Source organism: Microbulbifer sp. SE14 (assembly GCF_059834885.1).
In genome coordinates, this window is the sequence record NZ_JCBAJA010000001.1 from 226,736 (window position 1) to 242,738 (window position 16,003).

A 16,003-nucleotide genomic window follows, 5' to 3' on the forward strand; every position below is an offset into this window, starting at 1 on the left:
GAAAGACTATGCGTATCGCTGCCTGTATCGTCGCCACCGCGACCCTGCTGACTGCCTGCGGACAGAAACAGGGCATAGCGCCGGAGCGCATGGCCGATGCCATTTTTGCCGTGATCGAAGCCGACCGCGCCAGCTATACCAACAATGTGGTCAACCGGCTGCAGAACGAGGAGAAGGTGATCGCAGCCGATGAACACTGGAAGGACAACAAGGCGCTGCCGCTGCCGGCACAGATGATGCGCATGGGCGCCGAACGGGTGGCGGAAAAGGAAGCCGGCTTCAACTATGCCCTGCTCTCCCTCTGGGCCATCAACAAGCAGAACAAGCCGCGCACCGAGCTGGAAAAGCAGGGCCTGCAGTTCGTCATCGACAATCCGGGGCAGAACTTCTACGGCCGCGAGACCCTCGGCGACACGGAGTATTTCACCGCAATCTATCCCGACGTCGCCGTATCGCCCGCCTGCGTCAGCTGCCACAACGACCATATCGACAGCCCGCGCACGGATTTCGAACTGGGCGAGACCATGGGCGGAGTGGTGATCCGGATTCCGCTCTGATTCTTTCTCAGCAAATTAGTGGGGGGAACCTTGTGTTCGCCCTTGTACGATCAGTTCCCGGGTCCTGTAGCCGGTGCCGTGGCGCCCCTGCTACCGGGGACTCCCTTGCGAGACACGCCGTGAATACATCCCTGCAGGCTTGGCAGCGAGATCCCTCTCGCTGACAGTCTCGCAAGGGAGTCCCCGGTATCAGGGCCTTCGCATCGCCACCACTCGCTCAACCGGCCTCCCGTGGGCGAACAGAAGGTTCGCCCTCGCACGCAGAACCCTGTCAGATTTCAATCGATCGACTGCCGATAACGTTGGCAGTGACATTGTGAACCGCTTGCCAGCTCCAGATTTCTGACAGTTAATTCGATCTTTTCCCTCTCTCCAATCAGAATCTGCAAAGATTCCTACCTACCCTCCCCTGTTGAACCCACCCGCAGTATGCGCTCACCGAACCCTATTCCTACGATGATCCCAAGGCGTTTTATGTGCCGCCGCCTTTCGCCAGCAATCACTGGAACTTCTTCGCCTATCGGCCGCGGTGGATGCGAGCGCGGCGGTGTGCGACGACTTCGGGGATACGGCCTACGACCACCTGAACAGCCTGATCGAGGGCAGCGCGCCCCTGCGCCCGCCGTCAACAGGGCGTCCATTCAGGGACAGGTAAAAAAGCGAGCGACGAAAAACGTTCACAACGTCCGCACGCCGGTTACAGAAACGCAAACTTCAGCGCAAAGACAGCAGCCACAAGATAGACCACCAGCGGGCAGGATCTCAGCTGCCCGTTGAGCAGTTTTATCGCCGCATAGGCGATAAAACCCAATCCGATGCCGTCGGCGATGGAGTAGCCCAGGGGCATGGCCAGGGCGGCGATGACCGCCGGTGCGCTTTCGCTGTGATCGGACCAATCCAGGTCCGCCAGGCTGCGCGCCATCAGGCAGGCCACGAACAGCAACGCCGCCGCCGTCGCACAGGCGGGGACGCTCTGCGCCAGGGGCGCGAACAGCAGGCACAACAGGAAGAGCAGGCCGCAGACGATGGCCGTCATGCCGGTGCGGCCGCCGGCCTCGACCCCGGCGGCGCTCTCGATATAGCTGGTAGTGGAGGAAGTACCCGCAAGCGCGCCCACTACCGTGGCCCCGGAATCCGCCAGCAGCGCCTTGCCCAGGCGCGGCAGGGAGCCGTCGGCGCGCACCAGGCCGGCCCGGTTGGCCACCCCCACCATGGTGCCGGCCGTGTCGAATACATCCACCAGCAGCATGGTCAGGATCACGGTGACCAGGGAAATGTCGAAGGCGCCGGCGATATCCAGCTGCAACAGCACCGGCGCCGGCGACGGCGGCAGGGCCACCAGCCCCTTGAACTCCACCTGACCCAACCCCCAGCCGACGGCGCTCACCGCCAGTATGCCGATCACCGCCGCGCCGGTGACCCCGCGCTGGGCCAGTGCGGCGATCAGCACGAAGCCGGCCAGGCACATCAGCGGCTCGAAGGCGGTCAGGTCCCCCAGGGATACCAGCGTCGCCGGATTGTCCACCACAACCCCCGCATTGCTCAGGGCAATAATGCCCAGGAAGAGCCCGATACCCGCGGAGATACCCAGTTTGAGGTTGCGGGGAATGGCGTTGATCAGCCACTCCCGGAAGGGCAGCAGGCTCAGCGCCACGAACAGGATGCCGGACAGGAACACCGCCCCCAAGGCCGTCTGCCAGGGGTGCCCCATGCCCAGCACCACGGCATAGGTGAAGAAGGCGTTCTGGCCCATGCCCGGCGCCAGCGCCAGGGGATAGTTGCCCAGCAGCCCCATGGCGATGGAACCGAAGGCCGCCGCCAGGCAGGTGGCCACAAACACGGCGCCGAAGTCCATGCCCGCCTCGGAGAGAATGGCCGGATTGACCACGGTGATATAGGCCATGGCCAGGAAGGTGGTCAGCCCCGCCAGCGCCTCCCGCCGCCAGAAACCGGCGCGCAGCTCCCCCCGTCCCGACTCCGCGAGCCTGAAATTGAAATAGTCCGCGACTCTCTGCATAAGAATTAACCCATATTTTTATCGTTGATCGAGCAATATTAACTTTTAATTGAATACCGCTAAGTTAAGCGAAAAGTCCGATGCGGAGGGCCTGATACCGGGGGGGCTTTGCGGGACTGTCTGCGAGAGGGACCTCGCAGACAAGGCTACAGGGATGTATTCACGGCGTGTCCCGCAAAGCACCCCGGTAGCAGGCCCGCCCCAAAGCCTTAACTTAGCGCCATTCAACTCTTAATTAACTCTTGCAATTTTTAAACCAATTGGTCAGGATTTCTCTGGCACCCGTACACAAAGCGAAACAAGATCCACAGTAACCGGTTCGAGCACGACAATGAGAAAACTATTCATCGCCTGCAGTTGCCTGCTCACCATTTTCATTGCAAACGCCCACGCATCCGCGCCGCGGCCGGTCATCTTCGATACCGACATGGCCATCGACGACTGGTCCGCGCTGCTGCTGTTGGCCATGCACGAGGAGCTGGAACTGGTCGCCGTCACCAGTAACGGTGCCGGCGAGACCCGCTGTGCCCCGGCGATGAAAAATATTGCCGCCCTGCTGGACCTGACGCCCGCCGGCCAGGTGCAGATCGCCTGCGGCGACGACCACCCCCTGGACGGCTACTTCGCCTTCCCGGAGCCCTGGCGCCAGCAGGCGGACACCCTCTCGGGCATTCCGCTGCCCGCAAGCCCGCGCGCCGCGAGCACAAAACACGCGGTGGAGGTGATCCACTCCGCCCTCGCCGGCAGCGATCAAAAAGCCGTGCTGGTGGCCACCGGCAGCCTGACCAATATCGCCCAGTGGCTGGAAAAATACCCCGGCGACGGGGACAGGGTAAAGCGCCTGGTCATCATGGGCGGCGCCTTCGCCGTGCCCGGCAACATCATTGTGCCCGGCTTTACCGACAACCATCCCAACACACAGGCGGAGTGGAACATCTTCGTGGACCCGGAGGCCGCGGCCCGGGTCTTCGCCTCCGGGCTGCCAATCGAGGTGGTGGGCCTGGACGTGACCAACAAAGTAAAGGTCACCAAAACATTCGCCCGTGACTTCAAGGCCGCGGCGAAAACCCCCGCGGCCCGTTTCTGGGATGGGGTGCTGGACGACAACGACTGGTTTATCGAGTCCGGTGAATACTATTTCTGGGACGTGCTGGCCGCGCTGGTGGCCCTGGACCCGGCCTTCTGCCGCGGGCCCCTGCAGCCGGTGAGCGTCAGCGTGAAACGCGGTGCGCCCTGGCAGCCGTCGTCGCTGCGCTCCATTCCCGCCACCACCTACAATGGCGCCGAACGCCGGCACCTGGATGCCGGGAAAAGCGGCATTACCCGCACCGGCGGCGACAATCCCCCGGTAAAAATCTGCCTGGAAACGGACGCCGCGCGGGCCTTCGAGCTGTTTACCCGGACACTCAACCGCGGCTGATCGCCAAGGGGCATACTCACCCGCGCTCACCTATCGCGAACAGGAGATTTCTTCGCCGGCCGCTCCGTCGCAATCAGCGCGCTGTTGGAGAGGGAGCTGGGAGGAGGCTGAAGTGAAACAGACACTGCTGCGCAGCCGCATAGTCCACTTTCGCGACGACGTAAGCGGCTCCCCGGACGCCGCCCTCGCCTACTACGAGGACGGCGTTATCGGTTTTGCCGACGGTCGCATCACCCTGCTCGAAGACGCACGCCGCGCCGAGGCCCGGGGCCTGGACCTGGCTACGGTCGAACACAGGCCCGAGGCGCTGGTGACCAGCGGTTTTATCGACGCCCATGTACACGCGCCGCAGCTGCCGGTGATGGGCAGCTACGGCAAAAAACTGCTGGACTGGTTGCACAAATACACCTTTCCCGCGGAGCTGCGCTTTGCCGACGAGGAAACCTCCCGCCACAACGCCGACTTTTTTATCGACGCCCTGCTCTCCCGCGGCACCACCACCGCCGTGGTGTTTACCACCAGCTTTGCCCACAGCACCGAGCACCTGTTCGAGGCCGCCCACCGCGCCGATATGCGCCTGATCGCCGGCAAGGTATTGATGGACCGCAACGCACCACAAGGCCTGCTGGACACCCCCTGGCGCGCGCTGCGCGAATCCGCGGCCCTGATCGACAGGTGGCACGGGCGCGGGCGACTCGGCTATGCCGTCACCCCGCGCTTCGCCGGCACCTCCAGTCGCGCGCAGCTGGCGGTGGCCGGACAGCTGCTGCGGGACTGCCCGGACCTGTGGCTGCAGACGCACCTGAGCGAAAACCGCGACGAGGTCGCCTGGACCGCCGCCCTCTTCCCCGAGGCCAGCGATTACCTGAACATTTATGAACGACACGGCCTGCACGGCGAGCGCAGTGTCTATGCCCACTGTATCCACCTGACCGAATCGGAACAGCAACGCCTGGCCGATGCCGGCGCCGCCGTGGCCTTCTGCCCCACCTCCAACCTGTTTCTCGGCAGCGGCCTGCTGAAGTTGCAAAAGCTGCGTGAGCGCGGCATACCGGTGGCACTGGCCACCGATGTGGGCGCCGGCACCAGCCTGTGCCAGCTGCGGAGCATGGGCGAGGCCTACAAGGTATGCCAGCTCGGCAACTACCCCCTGGGCGCCGCCGAGGCCTTCTACATGGCAAGTCTCGGCGCCGCCCGCGCCCTGCACCTGGACCGCTATATCGGCAACCTGGCACCGGGCAAGGAGGCGGACCTGCTGTTATTGAACGGCAGCCGCGAACCGCTGCTGCGCGAACGCCTGCGCTACTGCCGCGATATCCGCGAGGAACTCTTTGCCTATATGACCATGGGGGACGAGCGCATCGTCGAGCGCACCTATATTGCCGGACACCTGGCCTACAACAACCCGCTACTGCCAACCCTGTAGGAGCGGCCAACATTGGGAATGGTATTTAAATTTTGTCGTGCACCAACACGATCGCCAGCAAAAGGATCCAAACCTGCCTTTCCTGGAAAAGATACAAATTATTGTCATATATGCACACTATCGTGGCGGGCTACCACTAAATCTTTTCGTTCATTAACCCCCCTTGACGCTGGCTGGCGGTATTCATAAATTTAACCGGTTGATCAGGTTATCGGAAGCTCTGGTCGGCTTTCTTCGAGCAGTCCTGCAACGGCTTCGCAGTTGCCGGCGGATTGATCTGTACCCAGGCAGAAGTAGAACTCAGGGCGTTTCCACGTTGGAGTCGCACCCTTGAACGACTGACTGTAGTGGTAATCGGGCGGACGCACTTGCGTTCGCGGAAAATCAATCCCCAGGACAATAGTGATGAAAAAATATCTAGGAGCTTTTCTATTTTTGGCGGCATTGAGCCAGTGGGCGAGTGCCGATGTGGCCAACGGCGGTTTTGAAGACTGGACCGGCGGCAGCCCCGATGGCTGGAGCACCATCGACTCCGGCATCGACGTCAGCCAGAGCACTTCCACGGTATACAGCGGCGGCTCGGCGGCATCGGTCAGGGTGACAACCGGCACCCAGTCGTCGACGGATCTGCGCCAGACGGTGAGCGTGAGTGCCGGCCAGACCTACAATTTTTCCGTGTGGGTCCGCCATACCGAGGGCAGTGTCGCGGCGCGCCTTTACGTCAACGGCTACCGGGACTACTCCGACTATTCGCAGACCGGCCAGTGGCAGCAGCTCAGCTACAGCTTTACCGCCAGCGGCAGCGGCACCATCGAGGTGGGGTTGCGTTTCTACGACCGCTGGGGGTTCGACGGCTCGGAAGTGGTTTATGTGGATGCCTTTGAGCCCACCGCCAGCAGCGGCGGCGGCTCAAGCAGCGGGGGGTCCAGCGGCGGCGGCAGCTACTATGACTCCGCCGACGGCCTGAGCGGCTACAGCCTGAAGACGGCGCTCCACAACATCATCCGGGACCACAGCGCCCAGAGCTACAGCGCCCTGTGGGATTTCTACGCCGCCAATGACCTGGATTACTACTACGAGGGGGATGGATCAATCCTGGATATCTATTCGGAAAATCCCGGTGGCAGCGATCCCTATGAGTACACCGCGGTCAGCGACCAGTGCGGCAACTACAGCGGTGAGGGCGACTGCTACAACCGCGAGCACAGCTTCCCGCGTTCCTGGTTCGGCGGTGCCGTGGCGCCGATGAATACGGACGTGCACCACATTTTCGCCTCCGATGGCTATGTCAACGCCCTGCGCGGCAGCTATCCCTATGGCGAGGTGGCCACCACCAGCGCCGTTTCCAGCAATGGCAGCAAGCTCGGCAGCGGTCAGTCCAGCCAGGGCTATACCGGCACCGTGTTCGAGCCCATCGACGAGTTCAAGGGGGATGTCGCCAGGGCCTATTTCTATATGGCCACCCGCTACCAGGATGTGATCGCGGGCTGGGAAAACAACAGCAGCTACGGCGATGCCATGCTGGACGGCTCCGGTGATCAGGTATTCGAGAGTTGGGCCCTGCAGCTGCTGATCGACTGGCACAACGCCGATCCGGTGAGCCAGTGGGAAGTGGACCGCAACGAGGCGGCCTACAGCTACCAGGGCAACCGCAACCCCTTCATCGATCACCCGGAATATGTGGGGTCCATCTGGGGGCAGTAGGAATTACCCACCGCCCTTGCCAGGTGTAGGTTGGCGTGAGTGTAACGAACCCCAACATGGGCGCAGGCAGTTGTGCTGGAGTTCGCGGAACTCACTTCAACCTACACACAGCTCGGTATAAGTCCCTTGCAGAATGGGCAAAGGAGCGCAACGGTGTGCCATCATTCAGCGCCGGTTGATGGGCACACTGCGCTTTGCCCATCCTACGACTATGGCATTCTTTTCCGGGCCCCGATTCCCGAAAGCATTCAGTCAATCACCATAGGGAATCCAGATATTCTTCACCTCGCAGGCCTCGCGAAGGAATTGCCTGCCCTCCCCCTGCTCGCGGGAGAACCAGTCGGGGAATTTTCCGTTGTTTACCCAGGTGCGCTTGACCGTGTGGGCCGAGGCCAGCTCCACCATTTCGCTGCCGGCAGCGCCGCCGAAATACCAGATCCCATCCACCTGGTCGTGCTCCGCGAGCACCTTGACCAGCGTGTCGCGCGGGCCTGTGACGATATTGACCGCACCGGCCGGGATGTCCGAGGTTTCCAGCACCTGGTAGAAATCCGTGGCGAGCAGTGGATACTTTTCCGATGGCACCAGCACCAGGCGGTTGCCCATGGCCAGCGCCGGCGCCAGCAGGGAGACGAACGACAGCAGCGGCAGATGGTCCGGGCAGCCGACGCCGATGATGCCGATGGGCTCGTTTATTGCCAGGACGGCGCCACGCAGGGGCGGCTGGTGGACGGCGCCGTCGTATTTGTCGGCCCAGGCGGCGTAAGTGAATAGCCGGCTCAGGCTGGCGTCGAACTCGCGCCCGGCGTTGTCAGTGCTCACACCGGTTGTGTCGACGAGTCGCCGACAGAATTCTCCCTCGCGGCAGCTCAGGTTTTCCGCCAGGTAGTAGAGCAGCTGCGCGCGCATGTGACCGCTGCTGCGACTCCAGCTTTCGGCCTTGAAGGCGGCCTCCACGGCGTTGCGGATATCCTTGCGGTTGCCGTCGCCGACCCGCTCGCCGGGGTCACCCACCGCCAGGGTATTACCGCTGTCCGGGCGCACCTGCCTGCCGTTGATATAGTGCTTGGCGGTGCGGTCTATCGGCGGCAGGCCCACGGCCGGGCTTTCTCCAACCACTGCGGCCGGGCCCGCCATCGCGGGCGCGCCTTCCGTGTCGACAAATTCGAATCGCGGGCGCAGGTACTCTTCCATGCCCTCGCTACCGCCCTCCCGGCCTATGCCGGATTCGCGGTAGCCGCCGAAACCGCAGGCGGCGTCGAACTGGTTTGTGCTGTTGATCCAGACCACGCCGGCCTTCAGTTGCGGCGCCACATCCAGGGCGCGGTTGATATTTTCCGACCAGATACTGGCGGCCAGGCCGTAGCGGCTGTTGTTGGCCAGGGCCACGGCCTCGGCCTGGGTGCGGAAGCTCATCACGCAGAGCACCGGCCCGAAGATTTCCTCGCGGGCCACCACATTTGCAGGCTCGACGCCGGTCAGCAGCGTCGGCGGGTAGAAGCAGCCCTCCTGCGGGCAGGGCGAATCCGGTTGCCAGAGTACGGCGCCCTCGCGCACACCCTGTTCCACCAGTTCGGCGATGCGCGTGCGCTGGGCCGGGTCGACGATGGCGCCCAGGTCGGTGTTTTTATCCAGCGGGTCGCCGACGCGCAGCTTTTCCATACGCGCGCGGATCCTGGCGATGGCGCGCTCCTCCAAGCCCTCCTGCACCAACAGCCGCGAGCCGGCGCAGCACACCTGCCCCTGGTTGAACCAGATGGCATCCACCAGTCCCTCCACGGCGGCGTCCAGGTCGGCGTCTTCGAAGAGGATAAACGGAGACTTGCCGCCCAGTTCCAGGGTGAGTTTTTTTTGCCTGCCCGCGGTGCGGGCGCGGATGCGACGGCCCACTTCGGTGGAGCCGGTAAAGGCGATTTTGTCGACGTCCGGGTGGTCCACCAGGTATTCGCCCGTTGCGCCGTCGCCGGTGACGATATTGACCACGCCCGGCGGCAGCCCGGCTTCCGCGCACAGTTCGGCGAACATCAGCGCGGTGAGGCTGGTGTATTCCGCCGGTTTCAGCACCACGCAGTTGCCGGCGGCGAGCGCGGGGGCGATTTTCCAGGCCGCCATCAGCAGCGGGAAGTTCCACGGGATTATCTGGCCCACTACGCCCAGTGGCCGCTGGCCGGGAAATTCCGACTCCAGCAGCTGCGCCCAGCCGGCGTGGTGGTAGAAGTGACGGATGGCGAGGGGGATATCGATATCGCGGCTTTCGCGGATGGGTTTGCCGTTGTCCAGGGATTCCAGCACGGCAAATTCCCGCGCGCGCTTCTGCAGCAGGCGCGCGAGGCTGTAGAGGTAGCGGGCGCGGCCGTGGCCGCCGAGTTTTTCCCAGGCCGGCTGCGCCGCGCGCGCGGCTGCAACCGCCGCATTCACATCCCCGCTGCCCGCCTGCGTGATTCTTGCCAGTCGCTTGCCGTTGGCCGGGTTGACGCTGCCGAAACCCGCGGCGGATGCCGGCGCGACCCAGTCTCCGTTGATAAAAAGTCCGAAACCGTCACTGTGGCCTTCCAGCCAGGCATCGACTTTATCCGTGCTTTCGGGGGCGGGGCCGTAACTCATGTTTTCAAAAATTTCCGCAACCGTCATAAGGGGTTTCCATCATTTCAATTTTCGGGCCCTTGGGCGCCAAGCCTTCGCATCCAGCTCGTTATCTTTTTCCGGTTCCGCATCATCCCATCGCGTGCCGATGCGCGGCCGAGTAACGCCCGCTGACATGGTGCTGCAACTGCCGCTCTATATCGCCGAGCAGGCTGGAGGCGCCGAAGCGGAAAAGTTTCGGGGTCAGCCAGGCGTTTCCCAGTTCCTCCTTGACCAGCACCAGGTAATTGAGCGCGTCCTTGGCGGTGGCGATGCCGCCGGCGGGCTTGAAGCCGACACGGTAGCCGCTCAGCGCTTCGTAGTCCCTGATTGCGCGCAGCATCACCAGGCTCACCGGCAGTGTGGCGTTGGTGGACTCCATGCCGGTGGAGGTCTTGATAAAGTCGCTGCCCGCCATCATCGCCACCATGGATGCGCGGGCGACATTGTTGAGATTGCCCAGCTCGCCGGTGGAGAGGATGGTTTTCATATGGGCGCTGCCACAGGCGGCGCGGCAGGCCTTGATCTCCTGGTAGAGGAAAGCCCAATCGCCGTTCAGCACGTGGGCGCGGGTGATCACTACATCGATTTCCCGCGCGCCGGCAGCCACCGAGGCGCGGATTTCCGCGAGGCGGGTTTCCAGCGGCGACAGGCCGGCGGGAAAGCCGGTGGAGACGGCAGCCACCGGTATGCCGCTGCCCGCAAGCGCCGCCACCGCGGTTTCCACCATCTGGTGGTAGACGCAGACGGCGCCGGTGGTGATGTTCAGTTGTTCCACGCCGAGGGCCTTCTGCAGCGCGGGGTCCAGTGGTGTGCGCGCCTTGGCGCAGAGGCGCCGCACCCGGCCGGGGGTGTCCTGGCCGGACAGGGTGGTCAGGTCCATGCAGCTGATCGCCTTCAACAGCCAGGCGGCCTGCCAGTTCTTCTTCAGCGAGCGGCGCGCGGCCAGGGTGGCGATGCGCCGCTCGGCGGCGCTGAGGTTTACGCGGATATCCTCCAGCCACCCGGGGTTGAAGGGGACTCCCGGGTTGACGGCGTGTCCCGCGACGCCAGGGGTTTCACCCTTTTGTCTCACAGTCTGCCCCTCTGTTGCTCTCTGCTGGTTCCTTTTCATTTCAGTGGTGGCCGTCATGGGCGTCACCTTGCAGTTGTCGGTAAAAAGAATGGCCGCAGTCGAGCCGCGCCAGTTGGAAAAATTCCGCCAGGGTCTGGCCGATATCCGCAAAACTGTGGCGCAGGCCCAGGCTGCCGGGGGCGACGCCGGGGCCGAAGAAGAGTGCGGGAATATGCTCGCGGGTGTGGTCGCTGCCGGGCCAGGTGGGATCGCAGCCGTGGTCCGCGGTGATCACCGCGATATCGCCGGGGCGCAGCAGCGCCTGCAGTTCCGGCAGGCGCCGGTCCATGGCCTCCAGGGCGGCGGCGTAGCCGGCCAGGTCGCGGCGGTGGCCGTAGAGGGTGTCGAAGTCGACGAAGTTGGTGAACACCAATGTCGGCCTGTCGCAGTTTCCGCACGCGACCTTCAGGGTGGCGTCGAAGAGGGCCATATTGCCATCCGCCTTGACGCTGCGCCCTACCCCCCGGCCGGCAAAAATATCGCCGGTCTTGCCCACTGCCACCACTTCGCCGCCACTTTCCTGCAGCTTATCCAACAGGGTGGGCCTGTGCGGCGGTGTGGTGTAATCGCGGCGGTTGGCGGTGCGCGCGAAGCTGTCGGCGCCGTCCCCGGCTCTCTCCCCAACAAAGGGCCGCGCTATCACCCGGCCGACGTTCAGCGGGTCCACCAGCTCCCGCGCGATTTCGCACAGTTCCAATAGCCGCCCCAGGCCGAAATGGATTTCGTGGGCGGCGATCTGTACCACCGAATCCGCCGAGGTGTAGACAATGGGTTTGCCGCTGCGGACATGCTCCTCGCCCAGCTCCCTGAGAATGTCGGTGCCGGAGGCGTGGCAGTTGCCGAGAATGCCGGGCAGCTTGCCGCGGCGGATCAGTTCATCGGTGAGCCCGGCCGGAAAGGACGGCACCGTGTCGGGAAAACAGGTCCAGTCGAATTCCACCGGCAGGCCGGCGATTTCCCAGTGGCCGCTGGGCGTGTCCTTGCCGGAGCTGACCTCGGCGCAGTGGCCGTAGGCACCGGTCAGCGACTGCGGCGCGTCTATTCCCTCGATCGGTGCGCCGCTGCTCTCCTCCAGTGCGCGGCCCAGACCCAGGCGCAGCAGGTTGGGAATCTTCAGCGGCCCGCTGCGCAGCCCCTCCCTGTCCCCCTGCCCGCGGATGCAACCCCCGGCGATATGGCCGAGGGTATTGGCGCCGGCGTCGCCGAAGCGGCCGGCGTCGGCGCTGGCGCCTATGCCGAGGGAGTCCATTACCAGGATAAAGGCGCGGGGGAACATATCAGCCTTCCTCTCTCCTGCCACGCCCGCCGAGACGTTCCAGGATGACCGGCTGCGGCTTCGCCCTGCCGGTTTCCCCTGCCGTATCCGGGCCCAGGGCAAAGGCCCGGCGCAGCCGCGCCAGGGCCCTTTCCGCATCCGCTTCGCTGGCGGCGTGGATCATAGCCAGCGGTGTATCCGCGCCGACGCTGTCGCCGGGGGCGCGGATGTCACTCAGGCCGACACGGTGGTCCACCGGATCCTGGGCGCGGCGGCGGCCACCGCCCAGTTCCACCACGGCGTTGCCCACCGCGCGCACGTCGATTTCCGCAATGGTACCGGCGGCTTCCGGGTAGGCGGGCACCACCACCGGCGCGGCGGGGAGGTGCCTGTCCGGCCTGTCCACCAGGTCCGCCGGGCCTCCCAGCTCCACCACCATGTTGGCGAAATACTCGCAGGCGGAACCATTGTCCAGGGTCAGCACCATCATTTCGCGGCCCTCCTGCAGCCCGCCGGCGCGGCCACTGAGCAGCAGCAGCTCGGCGCCGAGGGCGATCACCACCTGGTGCAGGCGCGGGTCGCGGAAGTCGCCCTTCAGGTAATCGATCACTTCGCGCACTTCCAGCGCGTTGCCGGCGGTGGGGCCCAGCACCTGGGACATGTCGGTGATCAGTGCGGAGATGGGCAGGCCCAGGCCCTCCCCCACTTCGACGATGCTGGTGGCGAGTTCCACTGCCATGGGGAAATTGTCGGCGAAGGCACCGCTGCCGGTCTTGATGTCCATCACCAGGCTGTCGAGGCCGGCGGAGAGTTTCTTGGACAGGACAGAGGCGGTGATCAGCGGAATGGATTCCACCGTCGCAGTGACATCGCGGATGCCGTAGAGGCGCTTGTCCGCGGGCGCCAGTTCCGCAGTCTGGCCGACGATGGCACAGCCGGCCCGCTTGACCGCCTGCTGGAAGGCGGGGATATCCGGGCTGGTGTTGTAGCCGGGAATGCTGTCCATCTTGTCCAGGGTGCCGCCGGTGTGGCCCAGGCCGCGGCCGGAAATCATCGGCACGAAGGTGCCGCAGGCGGCGAGCATGGGCGCCAGCATCAGGCTGACCTTGTCACCGACACCGCCGGTGGAGTGCTTGTCGACCACCGGGCCCGGCAGGTCCAGCGCCGACCAGTCGAGGGTGGTGCCGGAGCGCTGCAGCGCGCGGGTCAGCGCCACCGACTCGGGGCGCGCCAGGCCGCGGAAAAATATCGCCATCGCCAGCGCGGCCACCTGGCCCTCGGTGATGCGCTCATTCACCATGCCCTCGATAAAAAACTCGATCTCGCGCGCGGACAGGGCCCCGCCCTCGCGCTTCGCGTGAATGATTTCCTGGGCCAGCATTATGGGGTAATTCCTGTTTATTACAGATTTGTTGCGACCTCCCGGCCGACCACGACATCATAGATCAATCCTAACCACTTGGTCCACTTTTTGCAGCCACAATCGCCGCAAAGTCCCGACTTACGGGGCTTACAGGGCCATCCCCAAAGCACGGCAAATTGACCGATTGATCAGTTCCTGATAATTTCCGGACGTCGCGCCGCGCTGAGGCAAAAATATTAATAACTCGAGCTGGCGAAGGTACTCCCGGCAACGGAAAACCGCGGGATGCCGCAGCTCCAGCAGGCAATTCTATGAGTCTGATCGGTATGCTTGCCCTGGTGGCAATCGCAGTCCTATTTTCCGAAAACCGCAAGGCCATCAGGCTGCGCACCGTCGGTGCGGCCTTTGCCATACAGGCCGGCTTTGCCGCCCTGGTTCTCTACATTCCCGCCGGGCAGGCCGCGCTGGCATCGTTATCCGAGGGTGTCCAGCACGTCATTGACTATGCCGACGCCGGCATCAATTTTCTGTTCGGCGATCTCGGCAGGCAGAAACTCGGATTCATCTTCGCGTTCAATGTGCTGCCGGTGCTGATCTTTTTCTCCTCCCTGGTGGCCGTGCTCTACCACCTGGGCATCATGCAAAAAATCGTCGGGGTGATCGGTACTTTTTTTCACCGCGTGCTGGGAACCGGTCATACGGAATCCCTGTCCGCTACCGCCAATATTTTTGTCAGCCAGACCGAGGCGCCCCTGGTTATCCGCCCCTATATCGCCGGCATGACCCGCTCCGAACTCTTTGCGGTCATGGTGGGGGGCATGGCGTCCATCGCCGGTTCCCTGCTGGTGGGCTACGCAAACATGGGCGTGGATTTAAAATATCTGATTGCGGCCAGTTTTATGGCGGCGCCGGGCGGCCTGCTGATGGCAAAGCTGATGATCCCGGAACAGGAGACGCTGCAGGCCGCCGACGTAAAAGTCGCCTTTGATGACGGCGAGCGCCCCGCCAATGTGATTGACGCGGCCGCCAGCGGCGCCCTGAGCGGCATGAAACTGGCGGTGAATATCGGCGCCATGCTGATCGCCTTTATCGCCCTGATCGCATTGATCAACGGCGCCATCGGCGGCATTTTCGGGTGGTTCGGCCTGCCGGGGGTGACGCTGCAGAGCATCCTCGGTGCCGTCTTTTCACCCATCGCCTATGCGCTGGGAATTCCCTGGTCGGAGAGTATGGCCTCCGGCAGCCTGATCGGGCAAAAGCTGGTGCTCAACGAATTTGTCGCCTATGCGGACTTCGTCGCCCACAAGGAGACACTGTCCGCCCACGCCCAGGTAGTGGTCACCTTCGCCCTGTGCGGCTTCGCCAACTTCTCCTCCATCGCCATACTGCTCGGCGGCCTCGGCAGCCTGGCGCCGTCGCGGCGCCCGGAGATAGCGCGGATGGGGTTGAAGGCCGTGCTGGCCGGCACCCTGGCCAACCTGATGAGCGCGGCGCTGGCCGGATTCTTCGTTTCCCTGTAAGGCCGCCAATGCGATGCGAGAGATGTTCCCGACATTCGAAACTGCGCTGAAGGATTTTCCCGGGCAGCTTCACACAGAGATAGCACAGGTGGCCGCCAACGGCGGTGTCATGAGCGCGGCGTCGGTGCGCCGGGTCTGCGAAACCCTGGATATCGATATCGAGAGCCTGATGCTGCGGCTGGTGCCGCTGGCGGCCGGCTACGCGGTGGCGCCGGTGTCGCGCTTTCTTGTCGGCGCCGTGGCGCGGGGCGGACGGGTGGACGAGGGCGGCTACTCGCAACTCTACCTGGGCGCCAATATGGAATTTCCCGGGCGCGCCCTCTGCTACAGCCTGCACGCGGAGCAGGCCGCAGTGGCCAGCGCCTGGCATCATCGCGAGCCCGGGGTGACCAGCCTGGCCGTATCCGCCCCGCCCTGCGGCCATTGCCGGCAGTTTCTCTACGAACTCTCCGCCCCCGCCAGCCCGCTGCAAATTTTCCTTCCCGGCAACGGCGAGGGAAATTACCAGTCGGCGGAAATCGAACAACTGCTGCCCGGCGCCTTCGGCCCCGCCGACCTGGGCGGCAAAGGCAATATGATGGCGGTCAACGGCAGCCCCCGATCGCTGCAGCTCGCCTCCGCGCAGGACGACGGCCTGACTCTGGAGACCCTGGCAGCGGCGCGCTTTTCCTACGCACCCTACACGGGAAATTATGCCGGTTGCACCTTGCAACTGCGCGACGGCTCGATATTTTCCGGCAGCTATGCGGAAAACGCGGCGCACAACCCGGGACTCTCCCCACTGCACGCCGCCCTGTCGAATATGCGCATGGCGCTCGGCCCCGCTGCCCTGCGTGAAATGCCCGCCCGGCTCGCCCGCTGCGTGCTGGTGGAATCGGCAGCCGATATCAGCCAGCGGGACCTGGTGACGACCCTGCTCTCCTCTTTCGCGCCGGACGTTTCGCTGGAGTATTACCCGGCGACCACATAGATTGCTGAGTTCAATGGCACTTACTTTAGGACCAA

The 16,003-nt window shown here is 64.0% G+C and carries 11 protein-coding genes; 6 read left to right on the forward strand and 5 right to left on the reverse strand.

Annotation, left to right across the window (positions count from 1 at the left end; translation table 11 throughout):
• Positions 1 to 8 precede the first annotated feature (8 nt).
• Positions 9 to 557 carry a Tll0287-like domain-containing protein gene (locus tag AC6R19_RS00990; RefSeq protein ID WP_500577610.1) on the forward strand — a complete coding sequence of 183 codons (549 nt, stop codon included), beginning with the start codon at positions 9 to 11 and terminating at the stop codon, positions 555 to 557.
• Between the two features lie 697 nt (positions 558 to 1,254).
• On the opposite strand, the gene AC6R19_RS00995 is transcribed toward AC6R19_RS00990, so the two are convergent.
• Complete coding sequence (locus AC6R19_RS00995) at positions 1,255 to 2,574, reverse strand: NCS2 family permease (protein ID WP_500577611.1); 1,320 nt, start codon at positions 2,572 to 2,574, stop codon at positions 1,255 to 1,257.
• A 331-nt stretch (positions 2,575 to 2,905) separates the two neighbouring features.
• Here AC6R19_RS00995 and AC6R19_RS01000 point away from each other — a divergent pair, with 331 nt between their 5' ends.
• From AC6R19_RS01000 to AC6R19_RS01010, 3 genes are all read left to right on the forward strand, one after another.
• Complete coding sequence (locus AC6R19_RS01000; RefSeq protein ID WP_500577612.1) at positions 2,906 to 3,994, forward strand: nucleoside hydrolase; 1,089 nt, start codon at positions 2,906 to 2,908, stop codon at positions 3,992 to 3,994.
• Positions 3,995 to 4,106: 112 nt separating this feature from the next.
• Positions 4,107 to 5,420: a guanine deaminase gene (gene guaD / locus AC6R19_RS01005; protein ID WP_500577613.1), complete on the forward strand. Its 1,314-nt coding sequence runs from the start codon at positions 4,107 to 4,109 to the stop codon at positions 5,418 to 5,420.
• A 405-nt stretch (positions 5,421 to 5,825) separates the two neighbouring features.
• Entirely contained in the window at positions 5,826 to 7,124 is a 1,299-nt protein-coding gene (locus tag AC6R19_RS01010; RefSeq protein WP_500577614.1) for an endonuclease, read from the forward strand.
• Positions 7,125 to 7,376: 252 nt separating this feature from the next.
• Here AC6R19_RS01010 and AC6R19_RS01015 read toward each other — a convergent pair whose 3' ends face one another.
• The 4 genes from AC6R19_RS01015 to deoA all read right to left on the reverse strand — a co-directional run bounded on the left by AC6R19_RS01015 (position 7,377) and on the right by deoA (position 13,496).
• The gene (locus AC6R19_RS01015) at positions 7,377 to 9,755 is read right to left on the reverse strand and encodes an aldehyde dehydrogenase family protein (RefSeq protein ID WP_500577615.1); all 2,379 of its coding nucleotides are present in this window, start codon (positions 9,753 to 9,755) and stop codon (positions 7,377 to 7,379) included.
• A gap of 82 nt (positions 9,756 to 9,837) precedes the next feature.
• Positions 9,838 to 10,878 carry a deoxyribose-phosphate aldolase gene (gene deoC / locus AC6R19_RS01020; protein ID WP_500577616.1) on the reverse strand — a complete coding sequence of 347 codons (1,041 nt, stop codon included), beginning with the start codon at positions 10,876 to 10,878 and terminating at the stop codon, positions 9,838 to 9,840.
• Positions 10,862 to 12,136: a phosphopentomutase gene (locus tag AC6R19_RS01025; RefSeq protein WP_500577617.1), complete on the reverse strand. Its 1,275-nt coding sequence runs from the start codon at positions 12,134 to 12,136 to the stop codon at positions 10,862 to 10,864. The genes deoC and AC6R19_RS01025 overlap by 17 nt, the downstream gene beginning before the upstream one ends.
• 1 nt (position 12,137) lies before the next feature.
• On the reverse strand, positions 12,138 to 13,496 hold the full coding sequence (gene deoA / locus AC6R19_RS01030) for a thymidine phosphorylase (protein ID WP_500577618.1): 1,359 nt from the start codon (positions 13,494 to 13,496) through the stop codon (positions 12,138 to 12,140).
• 293 nt (positions 13,497 to 13,789) lie between these two features.
• Between deoA and AC6R19_RS01035 the strand changes: the two genes are divergently transcribed.
• A complete protein-coding gene (locus AC6R19_RS01035; protein WP_500577619.1) occupies positions 13,790 to 14,998 on the forward strand; it encodes a NupC/NupG family nucleoside CNT transporter in 1,209 nt (402 codons plus the stop codon).
• Positions 14,999 to 15,020: 22 nt separating this feature from the next.
• The gene (cdd, locus tag AC6R19_RS01040) at positions 15,021 to 15,968 is read left to right on the forward strand and encodes a cytidine deaminase (RefSeq protein ID WP_500577620.1); all 948 of its coding nucleotides are present in this window, start codon (positions 15,021 to 15,023) and stop codon (positions 15,966 to 15,968) included.
• Positions 15,969 to 16,003: the final 35 nt, after the last annotated feature.